Annotated in this window: 8 protein-coding genes; 5 read left to right on the top strand and 3 right to left on the bottom strand. The window is 58.5% G+C overall.

What is annotated here, in order from left to right:
- Positions 1 to 868: 868 nt before the first annotated feature.
- Complete coding sequence (locus OJB03_RS07290) at positions 869 to 1,879, bottom strand: helix-turn-helix transcriptional regulator (protein ID WP_263786241.1); 1,011 nt, start codon at positions 1,877 to 1,879, stop codon at positions 869 to 871.
- A 347-nt stretch (positions 1,880 to 2,226) separates the two neighbouring features.
- Between OJB03_RS07290 and OJB03_RS07285 the strand changes: the two genes are divergently transcribed.
- The 4 genes from OJB03_RS07285 (at position 2,227) to OJB03_RS07270 (ending at position 6,216) form a co-directional block, all read left to right on the top strand.
- Positions 2,227 to 2,898 (top strand): CRISPR-associated endoribonuclease Cas6, encoded by a 672-nt coding sequence (locus OJB03_RS07285; protein ID WP_263786240.1) that lies wholly within the window; start codon positions 2,227 to 2,229, stop codon positions 2,896 to 2,898.
- Positions 2,899 to 2,939: 41 nt separating this feature from the next.
- Positions 2,940 to 3,581, top strand: coding sequence for a hypothetical protein (locus OJB03_RS07280; protein WP_263786239.1), 642 nt, complete (start codon positions 2,940 to 2,942; stop codon positions 3,579 to 3,581).
- Between the two features lie 53 nt (positions 3,582 to 3,634).
- Positions 3,635 to 5,182, top strand: coding sequence for a hypothetical protein (locus tag OJB03_RS07275; RefSeq protein WP_263786238.1), 1,548 nt, complete (start codon positions 3,635 to 3,637; stop codon positions 5,180 to 5,182).
- A gap of 77 nt (positions 5,183 to 5,259) precedes the next feature.
- On the top strand, positions 5,260 to 6,216 hold the full coding sequence (locus OJB03_RS07270) for a DevR family CRISPR-associated autoregulator (protein ID WP_263786237.1): 957 nt from the start codon (positions 5,260 to 5,262) through the stop codon (positions 6,214 to 6,216).
- A 210-nt stretch (positions 6,217 to 6,426) separates the two neighbouring features.
- Here the strand turns inward: OJB03_RS07270 and OJB03_RS15755 are convergent, their stop codons facing one another.
- Complete coding sequence (locus tag OJB03_RS15755) at positions 6,427 to 6,558, bottom strand: hypothetical protein (protein WP_423816360.1); 132 nt, start codon at positions 6,556 to 6,558, stop codon at positions 6,427 to 6,429.
- Positions 6,559 to 9,321: 2,763 nt separating this feature from the next.
- Between OJB03_RS15755 and cas3 the strand changes: the two genes are divergently transcribed.
- Positions 9,322 to 11,502, top strand: a complete 2,181-nt coding sequence (gene cas3, locus OJB03_RS07265; protein ID WP_263786236.1) for a CRISPR-associated helicase Cas3' — start codon at positions 9,322 to 9,324, stop codon at positions 11,500 to 11,502.
- A gap of 82 nt (positions 11,503 to 11,584) precedes the next feature.
- Here the strand turns inward: cas3 and OJB03_RS07260 are convergent, their stop codons facing one another.
- Positions 11,585 to 11,794: a helix-turn-helix domain-containing protein gene (locus OJB03_RS07260; RefSeq protein WP_263786235.1), complete on the bottom strand. Its 210-nt coding sequence runs from the start codon at positions 11,792 to 11,794 to the stop codon at positions 11,585 to 11,587.
- Positions 11,795 to 11,998 lie beyond the last annotated feature (204 nt).

The following is an 11,998-nucleotide window of genomic DNA, read 5'->3' as shown; positions in this document are numbered from 1 at the left end:
GTGGGGGGGTGGGGTGTTTGTTGTCTTTGGCTTGGGTGTGTGTATTATATGTGTTTTTTTACATACAATTACGTATTTATTATGTATTCTTTTGTTACTTTTTTGATGTCAAATTAAACCTTCGAGTACGATACCTCTTACTCACATTAGCGTAGCCCACCTTGTCTAAGGGACTTGGACCACCCAACTCCGTCGAAAACGAAATTTAAGGGGGGGCTTGGCTAACTGAAGATTGTTGACTCTTCCTCCTATTTCACCACCAAAACGTACATTACCCTATGCTGATTACTTGGAGGGAAGAAGAGTTCGACGGTAGTAAAAGCCCCAACCAGGATAGACTGAAGTCTTTCTGCGGTCTATTCAGCGAAGGTACGCAGGCGGGTGACGGGATACAACTCCGGGTACCAACCGACAACAAAGTCGTTAGCAAAACCCGTGAGACATCGTGAACAAGCTAAATACTACCTGCTTAGTATTTTTGCCCGTCATACCACATCTCTTTGCCATACCCACCTGCCCGGAGAGGCAGAATCCAGCGCTGAACCGAATCCTGTCCTGATGAAAAGGGCAGTCACAGGCCAAAGGCTCCCACAAGACGTAATGCACAGGCAATGATGGATGGGAGAGCGCCCATCATCGCTCTACGTGCCTCCTCTCGGGCGATCATGGCAAATCTGTACATCTCCCCCAACCATCTCCCGGTCCTCTTACACGCTCATGTGGAGGGCCTATACAGGGACGTAGATTTTCCGTAGGTGGTGCGTGCAGATCGCTACAGGCGCACAAGGGCACGCGGTGAGCAGGCATTGGCAACCAGTCATGCCAGCTTTTTGCCAGCCAACACCCTGATTTCACCTCGCAAGTCCCTTCACGCGTACTGATCTGCGACCGCCTTCGCTTCTTGCACAAGACGATCCTTCAACGCTTCGGGGCTGCGTACTTCAACGCCCGACCCCCACGACAGAATGAACGACGCAATCTCGTCGAGGCCCTGAACTCGAAACGTAACCTCGATTCCTTCTTCCGTGGAGGACACGTCCTGCGTCGGGTGGTAAAGCTTCCGCTCAAAATACGATTGATGCTCATCGTCAACCCACAGGACGACCTCGTGGGCGTCTCCTCCTGCTAGCGCTCCGAAACGTCCCTCAAAGTGTTCGCCTCGGTCAAAGTCGTACGGCGGAGCGAAGTGCTCCTCCTCTGCCACCTCTACCTGCTCGATCCCAACTTGATTAAAGTCGATGGTGGCGTCCCGCTTGTGACAGTACGCCACGCAGAGCCAGGCCCCCCGGCGCACCGCAAACATTAGCGGATCGATCTTCCGATCCCGACTCCAGGCCCCTCGGGAGGCAGAGTAGTAGTCGATGTACACGGGATGCCGGTCCGCAATGGCCCGCTTCAAGGCCCAGAACACGTCGGGATTGATGCCAACCGACGTGGCTCGGCTGAAGTGCCACCGCTCCGACTCAAAGGCTGGAATGAAAGACACAACCCTTCCCCCTAGTGCTTCTTCGAGCGACGCAGAGGCAGCGTCAAGGTCCTCTGCGAGAGGCGTGGGAGAAAGGGTCGGGCGTGCTGCCTGCGTAGCAACAAGCAGGGTAAGGAGCTGACGCTCGGGGATATTGAGAGTGATAGCCTCGGAGTGCCAGTCGCCCGGCTTCAGGTAGTACACGCGCCGACGATCCTCGAAAGCTTCCTGCACGGGCACGCCTTCCTCACGAAGCGTTTTGACGACATCCCGCACGCGTCGCTTCGACACCCCAAGTTCGTCGGACGCTTCCGATTGCGTAATCTGTCGTCCACGAGATAAGGCTTTGTGTAGCTGGACTCGGGTTGGAGGATCGGGGTCGTACGAAGACGGCGGATGGTCGGTGGCAGCCATAAGCTAGAACGATACGGGTACATAATATACTGAGCGCGCTGACTGTATCCCAGCCATGCGGGTGAAGGTGGGACATGCCAATGGTGACACGCCAATGTACGCAATGCAAAGACCACATCGGAACTTTCGGTTCCGATGTGCAGGTCCTGCCTTTGTATTGTGTGAGCGGTCGGCATTGACCAGGGGGCCACGAGCCGACAGTGGTCCGAGCTCCCAACGCCTACAGAAAGTTTAATTCGACCCAAACAGACCCTATGTTGGCAGCGCCTGCGGGACGCTCCCTACCAGGCTATTTCTTCTCCGTTGAGCACGTCCACGTTCGTCCACAAGGTGTCCTCTCTCAGACGATGAAAGTCCAATTTGACCTCGACATTGAGCCTCGGCTGCACCCGTTCAACTATGGGGAGCTCTTGGGTCGGGCCTTCTACGACCGGGCTCCCTCTTACGCCCATCATGATGGGCTCAGCCTGCACTCCATTGGGTGGATTCAGGGGCAGGCAGATGTGACACGACACGGATTTGTCTTCAGTGAGCCTGCTACGTGGAGCCTCGGGGTCGCCGAGCGCGAACCCCTTGAAGAATTTCTGGCATCTGTCGACGAGAACGCTGAAATCCTGGAAGGCATCGCCATCGATAGCGTCACGGTCGTGGAGCCCCCTACTGGCACAGCGACTTACTTCGCCGAGAGCCCGATTCTGGTGCGGGATGACGGCGACCACCTGCGCTACGACGCCCCCCAGGCAGACGAGTACGTGACCACAACCACCCGCTCAAAGCTTGACGCGCTCGGCATTCCCGAAGAAGCAGCCCAGGAAGTCGAGGTGTCATTTTCTGAGGAGCGCAATCCAAGCACCAAGGTAGTGCAGGTGGGTGACTTGGAGTTTCGAGGCAACCTCTGTCCCGTCGAGGTGACAGCCCCGCTACCCGACCTGCACGGACTTGTGATGAGTGTCGGTCTAGGGGGACTGACCGGAATGGGAATGGGTTCGATTATTCCCATGTCGTACGCTCGCTCGTAGGCCCGCAAGGCCCAACTGCCACCGCAACCAACGATCCAGCGATGCCTGACATTGATCTCTCTTTTCTTCTGGAGGACCCCTTGGGCGCCGACGCCACAGGCACCCTGACCGTCGAGCCCCTCGTGCCACTGTCGATGAACACGAGCGTGCCGGGCAAGCACTTTCAGACCGAGACCACGCCTCCGAAGCGTCAGCTGTACGGCATGATCGAGAACGCCTTCGGGCTTCACTTCGGCTGGGACAAGGGCGCCTTCGGGTACAAACTAAAGCAGACCCTCGCCGACGAAGCAGAAGCAGACGTGAGCATCAGCGGCAGGCGAAGTCGGGACTACCAGCCGCTCCTTGCCCCCTATTACGAGCTTGAGCTGACGGAGGCCCCAGGCACAGAGACCTACGACGATACGCAGTGGCTGCACAAGTGGCGCGACACTGCTCGGATCCGCGCCTCTGCAAGCAATCAGGACTGGCGCGGGGTTCAGGACGAAGCTGGCAACTACGGGTACGGCAAGACGCCTGTGAAGCGGGAGTACGTGGTCACAGACGGGCCCTGGGTCTACGACGTGGACACAACGAAAGCGGCAGGCAACGCTCTACGAGCAGCCCTGAAGGCACCTAGGGGGCCACTCTACCTCGGGACCAGCGATGGCTGGGTCGATGTCCATTTCCACTTTACCAGCGAGTAACCCAGCGCTGCCACTCGCCTGAATCAACTTCTTCACTAACCCCTCCTCGAACGGTGGACGGAGTTCGATCCTACTACTTCTCGCGCTACGGGCTGGCGGAGACGCTCCTCACTCAGTTTGGCGCCCAAACTGCGGAAGAGGCGGAGGCTGCCATACAGGGCCACGACTTGGAGGAGGCCCTTGAGGCACGCATCCGCCAGCTCATGGGCGAGATCCGCATTCACTTTCCCAACCCGGAATACCCCCCGAATAGCGAGGTTGAAGGGCATCTGGTTCAGGAGCTCGATGGCACGCCCGGCGAGCAGGTTGGGGCGAACGGCTATTTCGTGCGCCCCCACGTCCTGCTCGGGGACGGTCAACTGAACGGACAGCGGTACGGATTCATCAACAACCCCCTGCCCGGGAAGGAAATCATTCAGCGGTACTACCCACCCGCCACTAGGCTCTCCATTGGAAAGGCGAGCGCAAGCAACGTCAAGAAGACGCGCCTCTTTACGCTTGCCTGCACTGTAACCACGCTCACGCCCCTGAAGGCAGCACGCCGGACTGGTGAATCTGATCGGGGGGCGGTTATTCCCGACCTTCCGCTTCCCGAGTTGCTCTCGTATCTGGATCTGTACCTGGATCTCCAGCCCAGCCTCCCAGGCCCAACGCAGGCAAATACAAACGACGACGGCAAGCCATTTCTCCTGCAAAATGAGGGGACGTTCCCCGACCCACCCCCCGGATGGACGTTCGGCACCCTCGGCGTCGTGGCGGGAATCGGCAGCTGGGCCCGGAAGAATGGCTTCTTCGACGACGCAAAACCGGTCCTGGAGGCCCTTGCAAACCGGCGGGTGTACGTCATAGACACGTCGGGGACGAACCGCAGTGAAACGGCGGGTTCTCACGTCGCCACGCTCGCCCGCAAGGGAATTCTTCGCCCTGCCCTGGAGAATGCCTGGAAGATCCAAACGAACGCCAACGAGGAAGATGTTCAGCGCGTCCTCCGCCGCTGGCTACTCCGGTTCAACCCTGCTTACTTCAGGGACTTTATCTCCCTTCGCGCGACCTACCCACGCTCTTTCTCGCCACTCTTCGACGCGTACTTTATGCCCGACTACGACTCCTCGCTCGTGCACTCCGCCCGTGCGGCGGCGCAGCACATCAACACGCAGGCGTACCACGCCGCCGACGGCACCGGGGACACCAAGCGGCAGAACAAGCAGACCATCCTCTCCAGCCTTGAAAGCACCCTGTACGACTGCGACGATGGCCCGGAGCTGATCGCCCGCATTAGCGTGCAGGTGGGTCGCCTCACCGGGTCGGACTTCCCACCTGGAGCCCGAGAGTTCTTCGACCAGACCACCGCTGGGGAGCTCACGCTGCGCGAGGCCCGCAACCTGCTGGTGGCCTACATGCGCCTTCGAGGCACCACCAGTGACGACCAAGCAACTGCAACTGAAGGCAAGCCGCAAGCCAGCGGCGAGGAACCTGCCCCTGAACAGGGCGCCCCCGATACCACAGCCGAAGCGGGAGAGACCGACCCCTCGGATGTACCGCCGCAAGAAGACGCCAGTTCTCCGACTGACCTCGACGACGCGATCTCCGACCTTCCGTAACCGATGGAGCCTGTCCGGCGACACGGCCCGGTAGGCACGCACTTACGCTTCATTTACACCAGTACTCTCTCAAGCCTATGACGATTGAGTCCATCCTTGTAGCAAGCGTGGCCCCCATGGAGATGCACCGCGCCAACAGCGGGCAAAATGAGCTCGGGAACGCCAGCGCGATCAAGCGCCGCCCCGATGGCCGGGTCTACATCTCCGGGCAGATGCAGCGCCACGCGCTCTTCGAAGCCATCGGTCGCCTCAACGAAACCGACCCGGAGGCGCCCGACGACACGTACGTTAGCAACGGGGACGCGACCACCTTTATGGTCGAGAAGGACCTGCGGGCGGACCTGGGGGGCTTTATGATTACCGACATCGCGGGCGAGCCGGGGCGCCGCACGGCACCGATCTCCGCCACGCCCGCTGTCGCCCTAGAGCCCAGCGACACGGTGCGCGACCTCCTGCTCCGCCTCAGTACCCAGGACGACTCACAAAACATCGCCACGATGGAGCTGAGCCAGGAGGACCACATGCGGGCGGCATTTCACCTGGACTGCGGCTCGCTCTCGACCTCCGAGCGCTACGAATACAAGCCCACCGGCGACGGAGAACGGGGCCTGCACGTAGGCACGGAGACGGTGCGGCACGCGCCTCTGGAGGAGCGAGAACGGCGGGCACGTCTCTTCGTGGAGGCGACCCGGTACCTCAACGCCTACGCCAGTCAGGCCCGCAACGCGACGACGGGCGAGCCGCAGAAGGTGTTCATTGTGCTCGACACGCGACTCTCCCGGAAGGGAGCCCGCTACTTCGCCATGGGCGACACCGAACAGGATCGGCTCAAGTCGGAGCTCGATGAGCGCGATGCCGCATACTTCGAGGGGGACGACACGGCGGACGAGGCCCCCAGCGTCCGGTCCGCCTACGAAGGTGCACTCAACACCCTCAGCGACGAGGGAATCATCGACCGTGCCGAACAGACCATGGACTACGCCGAGACGTTCGAGGCACTGAACGATCTGGAGGACTTTGCAGAGGTAGAGTAAAAGCTCACTGCCCAGCCCTCAAAATCTCGTCCCCCTCCGGTGGCGCAAAAGCCCCGGGGAGGGTGACGACGATTTCCCCGAGTTATGACCAGATATTGCGCCTACAACCCTCAGGTGCCTGATAAGCCTCCAAAAAATCGGCTTTTGAGGCGAACTGGCAGGATCTGAATCGTCCCTTTGAGGTGTTGAAAGCGGCTTACGAGTCCGATCTCAGCGGGGCGGGAGCGCAATCTGAATCGTCCCTTTGAGGTGTTGAAAGTGGTCGTGGCCGACGCGCTGGTCGCGGATCGCCTTGATCTGAATCGTCCCTTTGAGGTGTTGAAAGGGCTGCGGAAAGACCACGTTTATTCAATCTTTTCTCATCTGAATCGTCCCTTTGAGGTGTTGAAAGGGCCTACTGCCTTAAACGCCTCTTTTCGGGCCTCAGGTCTGAATCGTACCTTTGAGGCGTTGAAAGATGGCTAAACCCGAACACCGACCCGGCACGAAGATCGTCTGAATCGTACCTTCGAGGTGTTGGAAGAACTGCGCGAACTCGTTCGTCATTACTGCGTCAGCAGTTTGAATTATCCCCTTGAGGTGTTGAAAGGCGTGCAGGTCGGTGACATGGACCACCCAGTCCTCGTCTAAATCGTCCCGATGAGGTGTTGAAAGTAGTTGCCCCACCAGCTCCGGGACAGGTTGTCCGTCGCGTGAATCGTACCCTTGAGGTGTCGAAAGCACATGCTATTTGTCATGGACGAAGCTCCCGGCATCAGTCTGAATCGTACCGTTGAGGTGTTGAAAGCGCCCTTTTGACCAAGCCCTTGAGCCTATGCCCAAGTCTGAATCGTCCCTTTGTGGTGTTGAAAGTTCTACTATCCTGAACGGGAGCAGAACGTGCTCAATGGCTTGAATCGTCCCTTTGTGGCGTTGAAACGAGGCGTATCGCGACGAGCTGGATGTCCTATGGAATGCATGAATCGTACCATCGGGCGATCAAAGGAGCGCTCGAATCTCGCAGAACTGCTTATTTCAAGGATAGAATTTAGCTCATAAACTCCCTTGATCTACTTGCAACGAGACGCGCTGGGCAACGTGGAGCATTTCACAGAGGCAGAGTAGCACCTCGTATGCTTACCGCACAACCTCGTCCCCCTCCGGTGGCGTAAAAACCGCGGGAGGGTGACGACAATTTTCCTGTGTTATGACCAGATATTCCGTCTACAACCCTCAGATGCCTGATAAGCCTCCAGAAAATCGGCTTCTGAGACGAACTGGTAGGGTTTGAATCGTCCCATTGAGGTGTTGAAAGGTCCACGACCGCCACGCTCTCGACCTGGTGAAGCAGGTTTGAATCGTCCCATTGAGGTGTTGAAAGGCCACCGAGGACCTTCGAAAGATCGAGCGGCAGATTGTTTGAATCGTCCCATTGAGGTGTTGAAAGTTGATCTTCTGCTTTCGCTTCGCCGCTGCCTTCAGCCGGTTTGAATCGTCCCATTGAGGCGTTGAAAGTACAGGTAGTCGGTGCCCTGCTTCTCGTAGGGACCGTTTGAATCGTACCGTTGAGGTGTTGAAAGTACATGCGGGGCTCGTACGACCCATGGGCGCCACAGGGTCTGAATCGTCCCTTTGAGGTGTTGAAAGATTCCCAGGACATGTCCGATCTCGTGTGTTACGATCGTTTGAATCGTACCGTTGAGGTGTTGAAAGCAGGAAGCCCTGAAGGTCCCCCAAGGCATGATCCAGTTTGAATCGTACCGTCGAGGTGTTGAAAGACGCCTTGCAGGTTCTTGAGCACGTCGATCATCACGGTTTGAATCGTACCCTTTTGGTGTTGAAAGATGCTGTACGGACAGCTTTACCCAGTCCTCGACGGAGACCTGAATCGCACCATTTTGGTGTTGAAAATTTTAGTATCCTGAGCGGGATCAGAACGTGCTCAACGATTTGAATCGCCCCATTGAGGTGTTGAAAGATGGAGTTTGACGACGAGGAAGCCTGCACGCCGAAGAGTCTAAATCGTCCCCTTGCGGTGTTGAAAGGGCGAAGATTTTGATATACCCATTCTCGTGGAGAAGCCTAAATCGTACTGTCAAGGTGTTGAAAGAGCTTGATTGTCTGGTAGAGTCGCACTTGGATGGAGTCTGAATCGCCCCTTCATGGTGTTGAAAGGTTACGGCAGTCGTTGCGGCTGTCGCAGCCGTCGCGTTTGAATCGTACTATTAAGGTGTCGAAAGATCGCCGATTACGTGGACGCCGAGGCGTTCCAGTACGGTCTGAATCGTACCGTTGAGGTGTTGAAAGGACGGCACGGGCCAGTGTACTGTGTCCGTAACGCGTTTGAATCGTACCATTGAGGTGTTGAAAGCGCTCGGAGGAGCAGCGCGTAGCGGCTATCTCAAAGGTCTGAATCGTCCCTTTGTGGTGTTGAAAGCGGTACAGGATCGAGTCGGTCGTAGCGAGAACGGCGTTTGAATCGTACCGTTGAGGTGTTGAAAGACCATTGGGCGCCCTGCCGTTTGCCAGCGCCTCGTAGTTTGAATCGTCCCGTTGAGGTGTTGAAAGAACATCGATATCGTGGTGACAAACTACCTCCTAGACTCTTGAACCGTACCTTTGAGGTGTTGAAAGGAAGGATGCGGGAAGACGCGCTTTGCCGCGACGGGTTTAAATCATACCGTTGAGGTGTTGAAAGCACGCCACCACGTTGAACCGCGCTGATTCACGGTTCAGTCTAAATCGTACCTTTGTGGTGTTGAAAGGCGCAGCAGAAGATCCTGGACGCTGCGGGCAAGGTCGTTTTAATCGTACCGTTATGGTGTTGAAAGATGACGTACCAGGACGCGGAGCGAAAGGGGACGGCGAGTTTGAATCGCACTGTTCAGGTGTAGAAAGGAGGAGTACCGGACAGACATTCTGCAAAAAATGCGGTCTAAATCGTACCGTCTTGGTGTCGAAAGGTGAGCGGTTCGGGTGGGAGATCGATCTCAATACGTGCTTAAATCGTACCCTTTAGGTGTTGAAAGTCGTTGTAGCAGCGTAGCGCCTTGCGCGTGTCGCCTCCGTTTGAATCGTCCCTTTGTGGTGTCAACCTCATCCCGCAGATAATCATGCAGCTGTCGAATGAATGATTACGCGCTTGCCAAGACAGATCCGCCCCTTACGCTTCAAGAGCACACGGAAGACGTGGTGGCGGAGGCAGAGTCCATCCTCGCTCGTCTGCGGTACCACGTAAAGTATCATCGTTTGACCGGCGCAGACTTGCGAGAGCGACTGCTCCAAGCCGCCGTCCACCACGACCGGGGCAAGGCCCACGACCGCTGGCAGCGATGCGCAGAGGAGGATCGGCTTCGGAAGGTCGGGCTGCGGCACGAGCTCGCCTCTCTGCGCACCATCGACGGCGACGAGAGCGCAACGCTCGATGACCCGTCTCGGGTCGCCATCGGCGCTCACCACAACAAGCTCTCATGGGCCCACGAGGACCGCTGGACCACCGGAGGTTCTGGCTACGACGACCACACGAGGTACTGGCAGGAGATGCGCCAGCAGCAGCGTAACGGGCGCCACAAAGACTTCTCCGCGCTGGTGCGTCAGCGCTACGAATACGACGTGGTTCGGGCGCTTCTTCAGCTCGCCGACCGCCGCGCAAGCCAAATCGAGGCCCCGGACGCTCCCGACCCGCTTCCCCTGCGCCCCTTCCGGTACCACTTCCCTTACACAGGCGAAGACGGCACGCCGCACTACCGTCCGGTGCAGGAGGCAGCGTTGGAGCACGCCGACAAGCCGACACTTGCGCTGCGCTCAGAGACCGGCTCCGGCAAGACCGCTGCGTCACTCCTCTGGGCCCGTGAGCAGGTCCGCAGTCAGCGGGCCCGCCGTGCCATCATCGCTCTGCCCACCCGGTTCACCGCCTCCTCGCTCGCCGCAGACACCGAATCGCATGTCACAAGCGGGCTCTATCACTCTAGCGCGTGGCAGCACCTCGATGGCGCAGATCGGCTCTTCGAGCGGCTGTCAATGGCGCGTCAGTTTCTGTACCCACTGACCGTCACCACTATCGATCAGGTGCTTGCCTGCCTCACCGGGCGACGTGAGGAAGACCATCTCCGCTTCGCCAACCTCGCCCACAGCGCCCTCATCATCGACGAGTGTGACTTCTACGACGACGTGGTGCAGGCCAACATCGAGACGATGATGGCGGTCTTGCGGGAGTTAGAAGTCCCCGTGCTGGTCATGAGTGCCACCCTGCCTGACGAGCACCTGAGCGTCTACTTTCCCGACCGCGAGGACCCTCCTTCCCCGCTCGATACAACTACCGCCGACACCACCGTGGAGATTGTGTCCGTTCACGGTGTGGAGGAGCCCGATCAGGATGGAGCAGAACCTGAGGATATGCAGTGGCTCATTGACACTGCCCGTGAGGCGCCAAGGCTGATCGTCTACGCCAACACCGTGGCTCGGGCAGCGGCGTACTACCGCCTCCTTGCGCGGCACCGAGACGACCTCGTGCTCTACCACAGCCGCTTCACCGAACCCCACAAAGCTAGCAAAGAGCAGGCGATCCGGGCAATGCTTGGGGACGGCGGCAGTGACGGCAGTAACGAAGGGGTCGCGGTGATGACACAGATCGGCGAGATGAGCCTCAACGTCAGCGCCCCGGTGATGGTCAGCGAGTTGTGCCCCATCGACCGCCTCGCGCAGCGCACTGGGCGCCTAAGCCGTTTTGGCGACTCGGACGGCACCCTGCACCTCATTCGTCCTCTTCGCGACGGCACCCTGTACCCGGCTCCCTACGGCACCCTCTCGCCTGGAGAAGGGTGGCGAGCCTCCGATGCCCTGCTCCAAACCGACGAAGAGCTACAAGAGGGACAGCGCCTGACGAAGCTCGACCTCAAGGAGCGCACAAACGCCGTCTACAGCGAGCCGCTGAGCTTTTCCGATCAGGCAGAGCGCAACCAGGAGTCCCTTCGCCAGGAGTTTCGGCAGCACTGGCTCATTCGTCCACAAACTGCGCAGGACGAGGACGAGACCGACACTGCCCGCTGGCAAAGCCGGATCATTGGCCCACAGGTTGAGGTGTTCGTCTCCGAAGATGACGTGCAAGACCAGTACGAGGGCTACCGGGCCTTCCAGCAGGCGACCACGCAACACACCGTTTCCGTCCCCAGCTACCGCTACGATCAGTACTCGGATCGCTTCGTCACCCAAGAAGTCGAGGTAGGGACCGATAACGTCGAGCAGGTAGTGGCGCTAACCGAGCCGAGCCCGTACGACGACGAGACAGGACTGATCTTCCAGGGGTAACGGGTCCGTATAAACCAAACACCCCCGGATTTTCCCTGCTTCGGAATGGCGTGGGCGCATTTCGCCGGAGGGTTTTGTCCCATTACCCGTAAAAGGGCCCTTCCACTTTCTCATCGGTCAGCGTCTCTATGATGGTGATGCGGGCGCTGATCATCCCGTCGCCCTTGTGGTAGTTTTCCGCCTTCGAGATCGTCGAGGGGGAGCACTCGATCTTGTCTGCAAGATCCCGCTGCGTGAGGCCCGACTCTTCCCGGAGATTGCGTGCCCGCTCCGCCAAATCTGACGGGGTCATGGAGGGTGTCTCATAACGTGCGCCTGGGGGTGCGTCTATCATGATCTCTGCGTGTGCCGGAAATAGGTGAAGTAGCAAGTGACCGAAGCCGTGGTCCCGCGATCAGGTAGCCCCAACATACCTTCTACATCTGCGACCGCAACCGGATGTTGATGACATGAATTGCAAAGAATAGGATAACTGGTCCAACAGATTTTTACCGAC

It is taken from the genome of Salinibacter grassmerensis, from assembly GCF_947077765.1.
Taxonomy (GTDB): domain Bacteria; phylum Bacteroidota; class Rhodothermia; order Rhodothermales; family Salinibacteraceae; genus Salinibacter; species Salinibacter grassmerensis.
Note: the sequence above shows the minus strand (reverse complement) of the source record. Positions and strands in the feature narration are given on the sequence as shown.